Origin of the sequence: Methylobacterium longum (genome assembly GCF_022179385.1) — a bacterium.
GTDB lineage: Bacteria > Pseudomonadota > Alphaproteobacteria > Rhizobiales > Beijerinckiaceae > Methylobacterium > Methylobacterium longum.
In genome coordinates this window covers 191,989-205,403 of record NZ_BPQS01000004.1, presented here as the reverse complement: position 1 = coordinate 205,403, position 13,415 = coordinate 191,989, and the positions used below count along the sequence as shown (strand labels likewise).

The 13,415-nt window shown below is 67.3% G+C and carries 11 protein-coding genes; 6 read left to right on the top strand and 5 right to left on the bottom strand.

What is annotated here, in order from left to right; translation table 11 throughout:
• Window positions 1-11 precede the first annotated feature (11 nt).
• Entirely contained in the window at window positions 12-644 is a 633-nt protein-coding gene (locus tag MFF58_RS05660; protein WP_238285916.1) for an acyl-homoserine-lactone synthase, read from the bottom strand.
• 172 nt (window positions 645-816) lie between these two features.
• Here MFF58_RS05660 and MFF58_RS05655 point away from each other — a divergent pair, with 172 nt between their 5' ends.
• On the top strand, window positions 817-1,548 hold the full coding sequence (locus MFF58_RS05655) for an autoinducer binding domain-containing protein (RefSeq protein ID WP_238285915.1): 732 nt from the start codon (window positions 817-819) through the stop codon (window positions 1,546-1,548).
• Between the two features lie 92 nt (window positions 1,549-1,640).
• On the opposite strand, the gene MFF58_RS05650 is transcribed toward MFF58_RS05655, so the two are convergent.
• A complete protein-coding gene (locus MFF58_RS05650) occupies window positions 1,641-3,644 on the bottom strand; it encodes a putative bifunctional diguanylate cyclase/phosphodiesterase (RefSeq protein ID WP_238285914.1) in 2,004 nt (667 codons plus the stop codon).
• A gap of 367 nt (window positions 3,645-4,011) precedes the next feature.
• On the opposite strand from MFF58_RS05650, the gene MFF58_RS05645 reads away from it, so the two are divergent.
• Together MFF58_RS05645 and MFF58_RS05640 are read left to right on the top strand one after the other, a co-directional pair.
• Window positions 4,012-4,251: a hypothetical protein gene (locus MFF58_RS05645; protein ID WP_238285912.1), complete on the top strand. Its 240-nt coding sequence runs from the start codon at window positions 4,012-4,014 to the stop codon at window positions 4,249-4,251.
• Between the two features lie 311 nt (window positions 4,252-4,562).
• A complete protein-coding gene (locus tag MFF58_RS05640; protein WP_238285910.1) occupies window positions 4,563-5,198 on the top strand; it encodes a methyltransferase domain-containing protein in 636 nt (211 codons plus the stop codon).
• Window positions 5,199-5,310: 112 nt separating this feature from the next.
• On the opposite strand, the gene MFF58_RS05635 is transcribed toward MFF58_RS05640, so the two are convergent.
• Entirely contained in the window at window positions 5,311-6,750 is a 1,440-nt protein-coding gene (locus MFF58_RS05635; protein WP_238285908.1) for an 8'-apo-carotenoid 13,14-cleaving dioxygenase, read from the bottom strand.
• Window positions 6,751-7,054: 304 nt separating this feature from the next.
• Here MFF58_RS05635 and MFF58_RS05630 point away from each other — a divergent pair, with 304 nt between their 5' ends.
• Both MFF58_RS05630 and MFF58_RS05625 read left to right on the top strand, forming a co-directional pair.
• A complete protein-coding gene (locus MFF58_RS05630; RefSeq protein WP_238285907.1) occupies window positions 7,055-7,264 on the top strand; it encodes a hypothetical protein in 210 nt (69 codons plus the stop codon).
• Between the two features lie 41 nt (window positions 7,265-7,305).
• Window positions 7,306-7,941, top strand: a complete 636-nt coding sequence (locus MFF58_RS05625; RefSeq protein WP_238285906.1) for a glutathione S-transferase family protein — start codon at window positions 7,306-7,308, stop codon at window positions 7,939-7,941.
• A gap of 162 nt (window positions 7,942-8,103) precedes the next feature.
• Here the strand turns inward: MFF58_RS05625 and MFF58_RS05620 are convergent, their stop codons facing one another.
• Both MFF58_RS05620 and MFF58_RS05615 read right to left on the bottom strand, forming a co-directional pair.
• A complete protein-coding gene (locus MFF58_RS05620) occupies window positions 8,104-8,427 on the bottom strand; it encodes a hypothetical protein (protein ID WP_238285905.1) in 324 nt (107 codons plus the stop codon).
• 690 nt (window positions 8,428-9,117) lie between these two features.
• Window positions 9,118-9,417: a hypothetical protein gene (locus tag MFF58_RS05615; protein WP_238285904.1), complete on the bottom strand. Its 300-nt coding sequence runs from the start codon at window positions 9,415-9,417 to the stop codon at window positions 9,118-9,120.
• Between the two features lie 1,572 nt (window positions 9,418-10,989).
• On the opposite strand from MFF58_RS05615, the gene MFF58_RS05610 reads away from it, so the two are divergent.
• Window positions 10,990-13,263: a bifunctional diguanylate cyclase/phosphodiesterase gene (locus MFF58_RS05610; protein WP_238285903.1), complete on the top strand. Its 2,274-nt coding sequence runs from the start codon at window positions 10,990-10,992 to the stop codon at window positions 13,261-13,263.
• Window positions 13,264-13,415: the final 152 nt, after the last annotated feature.

Here is a 13,415-nt window from a genome sequence, read left to right as displayed (position 1 = left end):
AACCGCTTTCTTCAGCTTGCCAGTCGAGCTGCGACGCGACTTTCCGGGGCCAGGACCGACTCCGTGCTGCCGCGCATCTTCTGCAGTTGCCGCAGGCTCCGCGAATCGAAGCCGGCGTTCACGGCGACGATCTCGACGTCGTCGATCATCTGCGGCAGCCCGAGCGGCAAGGCGTGGATATGCAGCTGCAGCAATCGGAGGAGCCAACTCGTCGGCATCTCGGAGACGAAGCCTTTCAGCCCCCGCGGCAAGCCCCACTCGACGATGGCCGTGAGGATCGCCAGGGCCGTGGGATTCAGCCGACGGCCCGAAGTACGCGCGGAGCCGGCGACACCGATCCGGCTCCATTCGACGATGTGCGGCGAGGACGGCGGATCGACTTCGCAGAGCTGAGGCAGGTGCTTGGAGAGAACGTAGGGCCGGGCGGTCGGCAACAGCCGGGAATATCCGACCACCTCATCGTCCTCGACGGCCAAGAGGTGGACGGCGTGCTCATCGTCAAACTCGTCGATTTCGCGCTTGTCGTCGCGCGCGATAGCCGACCATCCCATCTCCTCGACGAAGATCTTGTGGCGCAAGCGCCACGCCTGCTCCATCAGCTCGGCATTTTGCGCGATGTTTGACGCAGTGATGACCTGGATCATTAAAACACCTCCGAACGTGGTGTGCCCGCCGGATGCGGCGCGCGACACCACGCGAACGCGTGGTGTCGGCACGTTCGTTGCGCAATCGTGGGCTTTCGCTGGATGTGAGGCGTAATATTCCCTACCTTGATGCGCGGATGAACGCTGTCAGCCGCATCGGGCGGGAGCTGTCGTGAGTAGAAAGTCGCTCGATCACACACTCAAGCTGCTGAAAGAGCTCGATCGGGCCGGCAGCGTCCCGGAGGTCGTGGCCGCGGTACAGCGCCAGCTGACGGGATTCGGCGTCGACGCGATCATAGCGGGCCTGCTCCCCACGTCCCCCGCGCTGTCAGGTTTCAACCGCCAGTTCTTGGTGATGGAGAGCGTTCCCGCGGAATGGCGGCAACGGTACCTGAGCCGGGGCTATGCTGCGCACGACCCGATCGTCGCGCAGACTCTTCAGCGGCAAACGGGGTTCAGCTGGGGCGATCTCGACCGGTCGCCGCCGATGACGGCAACGGCTGTCCGGATCATGGATGAAGCTGCGGAATTCGACCTCTGCGAGGGCTACACGGTCCCCTTGACGACCGTCGAAGGCGAAATCGGCGGGATGAGCTTCGCGGGCGCGCGACTGGACATCGCGCCGGAACATCGCGGCATGCTCACGCTGGTGGCGAGCTACGCGTTCGGCCACGCCTTGCTCATGCGAGGCCAGCCCATGGAGGCTGCGGCCGGGCTCTCTCCCCGCGAACGCGAGACCCTCCAGTGGACCGCGGAGGGCAAGACCGATTGGGAGATCGGGGAGATCATGGGCATCTCGGAGCACGGGGTCGACTCGCACCTGCGCGGCGTGCGCACGAAGCTGAAGACGCGAAATCGCGCTCAGTCCGTCGCCGAGGGATTCCGGCTCGGCATCATCGTCTAGGGGCGAGAGGCCGAGACGGGTCCGTACGGGGGACGCGCCGCGCCGGCGAAGTGAAGGGCGGACCATCGCCCGCGCAGGACCGCGAGACGGGCTCAGGCCGCCGCCCGCGCGACCGACAGCAGGGACGTGAGATCGCTCAGGGGCATCGGCCGGCCGAGATGGTAGCCCTGCACGAACGGGCACCCGAGCTCCTGGAGCGCGCCGAGATCGTCGGCGGTCTCGACCCCTTCGGCCACGACTTCGAGACCGAGGGAAACGCCGAGGTTCAGAACGGCCTGGACCATGACGCTCTTGTCCCGGCTCCCGGACAGGCCGGTCACGAGGCTTCGATCGATCTTGATCCGGCCGGCGTGAAGCTGGCGCAGCGAGGCGAGCGAGGCGTAGCCGACCCCGAAATCGTCGAGGGCCACGCGCACGCCCGCCTCGGCCAAACGCACCAGCTTGTCCTGGATCACTTCGATGCCGAGCGCCGTCTCCTCGGTGATCTCGATCTCCAGTCCGGACGGCGGCAAGGCCATCGCCTCCAGCCGTTTCAGCGCGATCGCATCGACGGGGAGTTGCGCCATCTCGCGCGGGGAGACGTTCATCGCCACGCGCACGTGCGGCAGCCCGAGTTCCCGCAGCAGGGCCATCATCCCGCAGACACGCTCCAGGATGAAGCGCAGGAGCGACTCGGTCAGGCCGGCATTCGCGGCGGCCGCGATGATGTCGCCCGGCGGGATCCAGCCGTGCTGCGGATGTCGCCAACGTACCAGGGCCTCGAGGCCGGCGATCGTGGAACCATCCCGGTTGAAGATGGGCTGGAACCAGACGCTCAGCGCCCCGTCGGCCAGGGCCTTCGACAGATCGCGACCGCTGTCCCGACGCATCTCGCGTTGCGACCGCAGGTCCGCGTCGAACACCCGGTACCTGTTCCGACCCGCACTCTTGGCCGCGTACAGCGCCTCGTCGGCGCAGCTCAGCATCTGCGTGATGCTGGTCATGTGTGCGAACTGGATGCCGATGCTGACCCCGAGCCGCCCCGGCTCGACCGCTCCGAACGGCGCGGCAACCGCCGCGATCACGCGCTCGGCGACCACCGACGGTGCCGTCGCGGATCGCAGCGGAACGTACAGGAGCGCGAACTCGTCGCCGCCGAGGCGGGCGGCGGTCGCATCCGGGGGCAGGATCTCGCGCAGGCGACGCCCCACCTCGACCAGCACCCGGTCGCCCATCTGGTGACCGTGGATATCGTTCACCGTCTTGAAGCCGTCGAGATCGAGGAGCAGCAGGCAGCGGGCTTCCTCCGGACCGCACGGTTGCGCCTCCACCGCCTGCGCGAATCCGGCCCGGTTCAGCAATCCCGTGAGATCGTCGTGCGTGGCGCGGCGGCGCATCTCCTCCGCCAACGCGCGCGCGCTCGCGTGAGCGGCGGCGGCCACCCGCGCGGCGGCACCGGCCTCGTGCCTCGCGCGGCTGGCCCGGCGAAACACCTTCTCGCTCTCGGTGGCACTGCGGGCGAGGGCGAGGAGGTACAACAGTACCGTGCCGGCGAGGCAGGCGTTCGCCAATCCGCCGGCGTAGAGGAGGCATGCCGCCGTCGACAGGAGCGGCAAGGTGATGAAGCAGAGCGGGACGCGGGCGAACGCGATGCCGTGCGTGACGGACCCCGCCGTGATGCCGCACGTGACCACGAGGTAGAAGGTCGCCGAGGCCGACGTGAACCCTTCGCACAGGACGGGTACGAGCGCCCAAACGAGTCCGGATGCGAGGGCTGCGACGCCAGCGAGGCGCAGGTGCCACGCGATCGTCCGCTCGTGGGCGGCCGCCTCTTCCGCCGGCGTGTCGATGGTGAGGGACAGCGCCCCGACGGGCATGCGGCACAGTCCCGCGCGCAGGAGATTGACGCACAGGGACGTGGCGAACCAGAGGGCGCCCGCTGCCCCTAGCCCGGCATGGGCGGCCACGATGGCGCCGGTAAAGCCGAGGGTGATGTTGACCGGGATCGCGATGAGGACGCTCCGGCGCACGGCTTCGAATTGATCGCGGCGGACCAGCCGAGCCAAATCCAGAGTTGTAAGTTCGGTCACCCTCCCATCCTGCGTTGACTCGGCCATCGCTGCGCCCATCCGAACTATGCGCGAACGTAGATCGTAACCGGTAACAGACGGTAAAAAGCTCAATCTAAACCCATACTGGGCTTCTGCTATCCTGAAGCGTACCTGATCTGCCCGTCAGCAGATCGGGAAACGACCGATCATCATTTCGTCTTCTTGGAGCGGTCTGTCGCCGCCCGGACGTTCGGGCGCGTCTGCGGCCTCCGCGAAGCCCGGGCGGCGCCCCTGGGCCATCTGCCAAGCCGATGCCGACAGCGTTGCGCTGCCGCATCAGGGTGGGCCGGCCGCTGCGACTGGAGGCGTCGTTAACGCCTCGTTTACCGCGGCCGCGACAGCGTGATTGCAATCAAAAGTTGTGGATGCGGTGGTGTTCGTCCCTTGGATCGCGGTACTCTGCCTGTCCTGCGCGCTGCTGATCGCGGCTCTGTTCCTCGCGACACATCGCGGGCGATACGAGGCCGCCCCATCGCCGCAGCGATTTCAGCGGCAGGTCCTGCGGTATCTCGAACCGCGGGTTCGGCCGAAGAGCCGAGGGGCGTCCCAGCCGATCATCGCGATCCTGCCCCGCTTCACCCAGATGCATCTGCAAGGACCGGTGAACGAGTGACCCTCGCCCCCTGACGCCGCTCCGGGCCGCGTTGGAACGGCCTGCTCCGCCTGCGGCGGGGGCATGGACCGACGCGATCGGCAGCGCAGAGAGGGTCGATCCCGGCCCGCGCTCCATATCGGCGCAAATCGACGGCCCATGGGACGGTCCGGGACGGTCCGATGGGCGTCGTCCGCCCCACGCTGCGGATGCGGCAACTTGGACGCCGACACTGGGCCTCCGCCGGGCCGTCTCTAGACTCTCCCGCAACCCGCGGTCCGTGCACCGGCGGTGGAGGCCGGCGCGCCGCCCGGCCCAGAGGCATGCCCACGATGACCCAGGATCTGCCGGATCTCCCACCGGAAGCCTTCGCGAAGCACGATCGTGATCCCGATGCCCGGTTCTACGCGGAACCGCGTTTCGTAACCCATATCGATGCCGCGGCGATCGCGGCGGTGACCGACCTGTACAGGACGGTGGTCCCCGCGGGCGGCGATGTCCTCGACCTGATGTCGAGTTGGGTCAGCCACCTGCCGGATGAGGTCGCTTACGCCAGCGTCATCGGTCACGGCCTGAATGCGGCGGAGCTCGCCGCCAACCCGCGCCTGAGCCGGTATTTCGTGCAGGATCTCAACGCGGATCCGCGCCTGCCCCTCGACGCCGCGAGCGTCGACGCCGCGCTGATCTGCGTCGCGGTGCAGTACCTGCAACAGCCGGTGGCTGTCCTGACCGAGATCGCCCGGGTGCTGCGCCCGGGCTGCCCGGCGGTGATCGGCTTCTCAAACCGCTGCTTCCCGACCAAGGCGGTGGCCATCTGGAACGCCCTCGACGGCGCGGGACATGCCCAACTCGTCAATCTATATCTCCAGCGCGCGGGTTTCGACCGCATCGAGGTGCGCGTCCTGAAGGCGGCGGGTGGCTTCGGCGACCCCATGACGGCGGTGATCGGCTGGACCGCCGCGGCGTGAGGAACCCGATGCGCGCCTGACGGCGCGTTGGCGCCGGGTCGCGCTCGTCAACGGCGAGGAGGGGCACCTCCCGAGAACCGGCGCCATCCGCGGCGCGGCCACAGCGGGCCATTCAGGCCGGGGCGTGCGCCGGGAACCAGTTGCCGTGGAAGCCCGGCGGGATCCGGTGTCCGAGGCGGATTGTGGCGACGGGCGGCGCCTCGAAGGACCGCGCGTCGAGGATGGCGAAGTCCGTCGTATCGCGCGCGGTATCGATGACGAGGCCGACGAGCCAGCCTTCGTCCTCCCCGGTCCCGGCATGGGCCGGCACGAAGACGAACTCGCCCGGGACGCGATCGGCACCGAACTCGTGCACGCGGCGTCCGCCCGTCTCCAAGTCGTGCTTGTAGAGTTGCGTCGCACCGGCCAGTTGCGTGTTGCCGTCCGCGGGGACGCTGACCGTATAGACGTACCGGTGAGGCTGCCCGAAGCGCCGCTCATCGATGCGGGGAAATTCCTGCGCCGCGGGATCGATCACCCGCCGCGCGACCCGCTTCGCCGCAGGTTCGACCGTCCAGCGTTCGAGCCGACCCGGCCTGTCGAGCCCGCCCCCCGCCGCGGCGAACACCGTCTCGTAGGCGATCACGTCGAGGGTCACCCGCCCGTCCGCCTCGTCGTACGCGTTCGCAACGTGGAACACGAAGCAGGGCTCGACGTCGCACCAGACGATGTCGGCCCCGTCGCCTCGCCGGGGAAGCAGCCCCACACGGGCCCGGTGGGCCGGGTTCCAGCGGAATGGGAAGCGGTAACCGGCGAGCAGAGCCCGCAACGAGAAGGTGACGGGCAGATCCAGCACGATCGCGAAGCGCGCCGTGAGCGCGCAGTCATGGATGCAGGGGCCGTGCTCGACCGCAAACGGCACGTCCCGCACAACCCGCCCGGTCGGCGCGACGACGACGTGACGGACGCTGTCCCAGACGCGGCCGTCGTAGGCGATCGCGTGGGTCTCGCCGGTCAGCGGGTCGCGGTGCGGGTGCCCGGTGAAGGACCCCGCCAGCGTTCCGTCGAAGGGGTTGTAGCGCTGATCGTCCAGGGTCCGCGAGAGCTCGACGGGGAAGCTGCCCGCCTCCACGACGGCGAAGATCCGGCCGCCGATCTCCACGATGTTGGTGTTGACGGTGTCGTTGCCGCCCCGTCGCGGCCCGGAGGCGGCAGGCCGGCCGAGCGCCGCGGCGGCGGTGCGCGAGCCGATCCAGCGGTTGCGATACCACAGCGCCCGGCCGCCCTCGATCGAAAGACCGTGCACCATGCCGTCGCCGAGGAACCAATCGTGGCCCCGCGTCGGCGGGCGGACGGGGTTGGCTCCCATCTTGAGGTAGAGGCCGTCGAGTCCGGGGGGAATCGCGCCGGTCACGGGCAGGTCCCGCAGCGTCAGTTCCTCCCGCATCGGCTCGTGGACGCCGACCACGAAGGGATGTCGCGTTGCGGGCAAGCGCAGCCGGCGGCAGGCCGCCACCAGGGCGACGCCGCCTTCGGCAGCCGCCCGGAAGGCCGACTGGACTGGATTGGGCATCCGCAGCGATCCCCGGACAAGGTGGCAGCCAGAAACTCCGTCGTGTCGGGCGCGACCGGATCCCGGCAGTCGAGGGAGGGCCAGAAGGCCGACGCGTCTCTACCACAGGCACGCCGGTCTCGTCCGCGCAAAGGCCTCGACGCCATCGTGGCTGTCCCGGTGTCGGTTGCGAGCCATCGGGCGGAGCGATCCCGATGGTGCCGCGCCGCCTTCGGTGCCGTCGGCACCGGTGATGCGCTGGAACCGGGATTGACCCTGGAAATTGGCTTACCGGGTCGGCGCTCATGCCGGACGGGAGGGTGACATGTCGAGCGATACCGAGAAGCACCGTGCCCTGCTCAGCGCCCTCAGGGACGCACAGGGGAAGGGCGACGGCTCCTTCGAGCAGGCGGTGACGAACGCGTTCGAACACGTCTTCGAGCATCTGGGGCGCCTGAACGATCACGTCGCCCTCGCCGGCCCCGACGGTGGGGACCCCCACCTGAAGCCCGGCGAATCTCCGACCCTGCGATAGGGCCGGGATGCTGGATCGGGCCGTCAGGTGAGGAGCGCGCGATGATCACGCTGTACACATGGTCGACGCCGAACGGCCGCAAGATCCCGATCATGCTGGAGGAGTGCGGGCTGCCCTACGCGGTGGTGCCGGTGAACATCGGCAAGGACGAGCAGTTCGCGCCCGACTTCCTGAAGGTCGCGCCGAACAACAAGATCCCCGCCATCGTCGACGACGAGACGGAGGGCGGGCCGCTCTCCGTGTTCGAGAGCGGCGCGATCCTCACGTATCTCGCCGAGAAGACCGGCGGCTTCCTCGCGCCGGCCGGTCCCGCCCGCTACAAGGCCTTGGCGTGGCTGCACTGGCAGACGGGCGGCCTCAGCCCGATGCTGGGGCAACTCGGCTTCTTCGCGGTGCGCTCCGACGAGAAGGCGCCGCTCGCCATCAAGCGCTTCACCGACGAGGCCGACCGCCTGCTGCGGGTGATGGACAAGCGCCTCGGCGAGGAACCGTACCTTGCAGGCGCGGAGTACTCCATCGCCGACATCGCCTGCTACCCCTGGACGCTGGCGGCCACGTCGCTCCTCAAGGAGCCGCTGAAGGACACGCTCGGCCGCGTGCCGAACGTGCACGCGTGGCTGGCCCGGGTCGGCGAGCGGCCGGCGGTCCAGCGCGGCATGGCGGTGCCGAAGACCTGAGCCTCAGGTGCCGCTCACCGGCACCGATACCGGCCGGCGCGGAGACGGGTTGAGCCGCGGCGGGGCGCCGCGGGAGCCGAGGTGCCACGCGCGGGCCGCGATCCGATGAGCGGCCCGCGGGGGCCGCCCCCGGCCCTGCGGCCAGCCGCTCCTGCGGCCCCGCTATTCGGCCTTGCGGTGCCCGCGCCCATGTTGCTCCTTGCCGGCGCCTGCCGCCGCTGCGGCCTCCTGTTCGGCCTTTCCGACCGTCGCCGAGCTCGTGGCGCCGCCGCTCGTTGCGCCGGCCGGCGCGTTCGAGGCGGCCGATTTCGGGTGCCCCTTGCCCTCCGTCGGCGTCTCGACCTTTCCACCCTCCAGGACTTCAGGATGGCCGGCACCGGCCTGGGCGCTTCCGGCCGCCTGTACTTCGGCCGCCTTCTGCTCCTGAGCGCTCTTCGTCGTGTGCCGCTGACCGTCGCCGGACTGACCCTTCGCTGGGTTCGACATGGTGACCTCCCTGTACCGTGGTCACGCGGCAACCGCTCATCGGGGTCGCGGTTCGGACGAAGCGATCGGGTGCGACGAATGGCCGGACGCGTCGGGCCGGCGGCCGGGCCTCTGGCGGGCTCGCAGGGTCGGCACCGAGATGCGGGCGTCTCGGCACGGCCGGGACACCACCCGGACCATCGTCGGCCGCGGCCTCCGGCCGGGCCCAGCACGAGGCGCAAAGCCCCCACGGGCAGCGCCGCCGCAAGCCGTGGAGGGCAGTTCCGGCTCCCTTGCGGGCCGCCCCGGCCAGCCGCGGATGCGACCGGGTCGGGGTGGGAGCGGCAAGTCCGCCTTCCCGGCCGGCGGCCCCGCGCACGACGGGGCATGACGGGGCGGCTCGCGCGGCGGGCGCCGCCCGCGATCTCGGGAGCACCGGTGCCTCATGCGCCGCCGCCGGGTCCGGGACGAGGTAACGGCTCGGGACGCGGCGGCAACGTCCCGAATTCACGCCGACGAGCGAACGGCCGCCGCAGGAGCGGCGTCGGAGGCGCGGCTCACGACACCACCGCATCGCGGGATCAGCTCTCGAGTCCAGGCTGACCCTCTCGAGAGCACGGCCCTGAGCCGGCCCGCCAAGTCAGCTCAGGCCAACCACGAGAGTGGCAAGTCGCGCGATGATACCGAATACACCGATTCCGGTCGAATAAATCACATATCAGGTCGGGGATGGCGGCTCGAACCGGCATGCGGGTTATTTCGTCGCATGATTTGGACAAAATACAGCATCGTGATGCCAGACAAGATGATCATCATCGATTGGAAAGTGGCCTGTTGCTCGGACTCATCGTCGGCAACGGATCCGAAAAACGCGTATAGATAGCCACTCACAGCGTTTCTGTAACTTTCTTCTTCGAAAATTCCTATGACGACCGCCCCGGCCTGAACAAAGAGAGCACCGAGAAATATGCCGAGGTATTTTCGACGATTTTTGCCGAGAAATCTACTCATTACCCGCCCCAAAACTCCAGCTCAAACTTACCCGATACCTTGATTGATTTGGGACCGAGCATCAAAAGCATGAGACGCAACCACATCGAAATCCCAAATTCCGGGCCGCAGATTTCCATCATCAGTGCAGTCTAAGTACTTTTATACGAATGATTAATTGCATTCCCGGATCATCAATTCTGACTTTTATTCGAAATAATACAGTTGTCAAATTTGAAAGCGATACATGCATTGTATCATAGAGTATCACAGCGCCTCAAGAAAAGTATATATGAAATCAACATGATTCGTTGAATTCTTGAGCACAACCCGTACCGTCAAAAGCTGACATAAAAGTAGTATTAAGTCATTTATTCGCGGACATCTGAATTTGATTATTGTCGCGGATCGTATCGGCCTGACTCATCGCTGGCGGGATCGAGGGCAGCGCCGCCCGCGGGCAGATCGGGGGCCAGGCTGGCGAACTGCCGACGCCGCGAAACGCGCATGTCGATCCGGGGCGTGTCGATGATCGTCACACCATTCTCGAACCCGGGACCGGCTGAAGTGGACGTCACGTCGACGGGGCAAATCGGCCGGGTCCGCGCCGCCGATGGTGCTCGCCAGCGCGGGCGGATCTGCCGTCACGGGCTGCGCGGCCCTGTGGGGAGCGTTTTGCGAATCCCCTCGGCATCCACGCCCGCCCAACGGTTGAGGGGGACGAACGTTGGGGCGGGCGTGGCGGTCGAGAGGAGGGTCCGACCGCTCGGCCCTGCAAGAAACATGCATCCACGCCCGCCTTTGTCGCTGAGGGGCGAACGGTAGGCGGGCGTGGACGGCCAGCCTGAGGCCGGCGGCGGCTGCCTAATGTATGAATCCCTACAATTCAACTGGAAGCTGACGGAGGCTCCGCCAAAACGGCGAAGGCATCCAGACCGGCTCGCCAAGAGATTGAGGGACCGACAAGTCGCAGGTGCCAGTCACCGTCGAGTTTTCGGCCGCCGTGAGTCACGGAGGCTGAGGCGCCAATCTCATCGCCCGCCTTCACGAAGGCCCGTCGCAGATCCGGTGCGAGGGCAACCGAGGCTAAGCAGTGCCGCTCTTATCCACGGCGTTCCTTCGGACAGTGCGGCATTGTCAAACAATCTTAGCGCCGTGGTGGCGCATCCGAACGTTGTCGAAGCTCTGCCCTCAAATTCGTCATCAGAGGTGGCGGGACGCAGCGATAGCTGCTGCACGACAGATTCAGGGCGAAGACTTCCAGTGGGTGCGAAAGCGTCGGGCGGACCGGCTTGCCAGCCCGTTCGGCCCCCGGGATGGCACGCAGGCCTTGGAACGTGGGCTTGCCCTTGGATGGTCACCGCGTGGGCGGAAACCTGTCATAGCACCCCCATTCAAATTTTCGATAATGAGGAGATTCATCGCATCGATGTCGATGAAGACTTGAAAAGTGGTCATTGGCCGCAAGAGATCGCCAATAGAATCGACTCTAAGTACGCGGCTTGAATCGGGGGCTCGCAAGCTTCCGGACGCGGGCGGGTCCGAACAATGTTCAAGGTCATAGGATGCTTCGCCGGGCAGCACGATACTGCCTTGGCCATCCTCGCCGTCATCACGTGCCTCCTGGCCTGCTATACGGCCGTCGACCTCATCCATCATGCGAAGACGGGCGCGCCGAACGAGAAGAAGCGCTGGCTTCTCTTCGCGGGCTTCGTGGGAGGCGTCGGGATTTGGGCCACGCACTTCATCGCGATGATGGCCTTCGATAGCGGCCTGCCCACCGGCTACGATATGCTGCTCACGGGCGCGTCGTTTCTTACGGCGCTGGCGTTCACCTCCTCCGGATGCTGGCTCGCGCTGCGGAGCGGGTCCCCTGCGATGCCCTGGATCGGTGGCGCGGTGGTCGGCCTCGGCCTCGCGGCCATGCATCACGTCGGTCTCGCCGCCTATGTCACGACGGGCCGCATCCAGCTGGATCCCGGGCTGGCCACCCTCGCGGTGGCCCTCGGACTTGGTTTGGCGGCGTGGTCCATCGCCCTGAAGGTGCGCGGAGGGCGCAGCTACGTCCGAACGAAGAGTGCGCTCTTGCTCGTGTCAGCGGTCTGCACGATGCATTTCGTGTCCATGGCGTCGATCACCGTCGCGCCGGACCCGACCATGGCGCTCCCCGTCGCGACTCTGTCCCGGCACTGGCTTGCCGTACTCGTCGGTGGCGCGAGCCTCGGCATACTGGGCAACGCGGCGATCGCCCTGACCCTCGACACGCGTGAGCGCCTCCGGCGGGAGCAATTCAGCCTCGTCCTCAGCTTGGCCAACGCCGCCGTCGAAGGCATCCTCGTTTGCGAGGACAACACGGTCATCGCGGCCAACGAGAATTTCGCGGCCCTGATCGGCCAGGCCGCTTCCGAGGTGATCGGCAGGCCTCTCTCGGACATCATTCCGAGGCTGCCGGGCGCGGTCGGGCATGCGGCCGAGCAGGAACTCGTCGCGATGGATGGGTCCGTCGTACCCGTCGAAGTCATCCGGCACGAGATCTCACTACAAGGCCGGCACCAGCATGCGATCGCCGTGCGCGACTTGCGCGCGCGCCGGTACGCCGAGGACCGCATCCGGCATCTGGCGCATCATGATGTTCTGACCGGATTACCGAACCGGGCGAGCTTCACGGCTCGCCTGGAGGAGGAGTTGGCGCTGGCCAAAACCGGCTCGCGCAGCGTCGCCCTCCTCTTCCTCGATCTCGACCGCTTCAAGGAGGTGAACGACACGTTCGGGCATGCGGCCGGCGACGAGTTGCTCCTGACCGTGGCGCGCGCCGTGACGAGCGTACTGGACCCCGATCAGATGCTGGCGCGCCTGGGGGGCGACGAGTTTGCCGTCATCCTGCCTGGCCTCACCGATGCCACGACTGCGGCGCGGGTGGCCGGCCACATCATAGAAACCGTGCGCGCCGCCGCCGATTCCCTACCGGCCGGCGGCGTCATCGGGACGAGCGTCGGCATCGCGGTTTACCCGCACGACGCTCTCGACCGCTCGACCCTACTCAACCACGCCGACCTCGCGCTCTATCAAGCCAAGGCCGACGGTCGCGGCGTATACCGCTTCTTCCAGGCGGCCATGGGCGAGAAGGCGCGGGAGCGCAGGCTGTTCGAACGGGATCTCCGCCTCGCGCTCGAGCGCAATGAATTCTACCTTGCCTATCAGCCTCAGAAGAGCGTTCGCACCGGTGCAGTAACAGGGTTCGAGGCACTGCTGCGCTGGCGGCATCCGCTGCGCGGAGAGGTGGCGCCGGCCGACTTCATCCCGATCGCGGAGGAGAGCGGCTTGATCCACGCGATCGGCGCCTGGGTACTGCGCTGCGCCTGCAGGGAGATGATCGCGATCAATGATCTGCGCGTGGCCGTGAATGTGTCCGCTCTGCAGATCCACAGCGCGAACTTTGCCGGTCTGGTCCGTGACGTGCTCGCGGAAACGCGGTTCCCCCCAGACCGCCTCGAAATCGAGGTTACCGAGACCGCACTCATCCGTGATTTCGATCGGGCGCTGACGACCCTGCGCCAGATCAAGGCCCTCGGCGCACAGGTCACCATGGACGATTTCGGGACGGGCTACTCGTCCCTGTCGCACCTGAAGATGTTTCCCTTCGACCGTATCAAGATCGACCGGTCCTTCGTGCGGGCGGTCGATCAGAACTATCAGGGTGCCGCGATCGTTCGCGCCGTGCTGGGTCTCGGTCGCGGGCTCGGTCTGCCCGTTCTGGCGGAAGGCGTCGAGACGGCGGAGGAGTTCAACTTCCTTGATGCTGAAGCGTGCGACGAAGTGCAGGGCTACTTCCTCGGCAGACCAGAGCCCCTTGCTCTCGTGACTTGAAACCGCGGTCCGCGCGCGGAGGGCAGACGTCCATCCTCCCTCCGCGCCAGGGCTCGCTCCCGCGCAGTCGATTGGGTCGATAGCGTCGACCGGCCCCGTGCCTGATGCTCAGGCCGGCGCAAAATCGATTCCGACGGCGCCGAGCCTCCCGG

Excerpts from the sequence above, each read along its gene's own strand:
- MFF58_RS05630 (WP_238285907.1), top strand. The coding sequence starts at position 7,055 with ATGTCGAGCGATACCGAGAAGCACCGTGCCCTGCTCAGCGCCCTCAGG.
- MFF58_RS05620 (WP_238285905.1), bottom strand. The coding sequence starts at position 8,427 with ATGTCGAACCCAGCGAAGGGTCAGTCCGGCGACGGTCAGCGGCACACG.
- MFF58_RS05660 (WP_238285916.1), bottom strand. The coding sequence starts at position 644 with ATGATCCAGGTCATCACTGCGTCAAACATCGCGCAAAATGCCGAGCTG.
- MFF58_RS05640 (WP_238285910.1), top strand. The coding sequence starts at position 4,563 with ATGACCCAGGATCTGCCGGATCTCCCACCGGAAGCCTTCGCGAAGCAC.
- MFF58_RS05635 (WP_238285908.1), bottom strand. The coding sequence starts at position 6,750 with ATGCCCAATCCAGTCCAGTCGGCCTTCCGGGCGGCTGCCGAAGGCGGC.
- MFF58_RS05615 (WP_238285904.1), bottom strand. The coding sequence starts at position 9,417 with ATGAGTAGATTTCTCGGCAAAAATCGTCGAAAATACCTCGGCATATTT.
- MFF58_RS05650 (WP_238285914.1), bottom strand. The coding sequence starts at position 3,644 with ATGGCCGAGTCAACGCAGGATGGGAGGGTGACCGAACTTACAACTCTG.
- MFF58_RS05625 (WP_238285906.1), top strand. The coding sequence starts at position 7,306 with ATGATCACGCTGTACACATGGTCGACGCCGAACGGCCGCAAGATCCCG.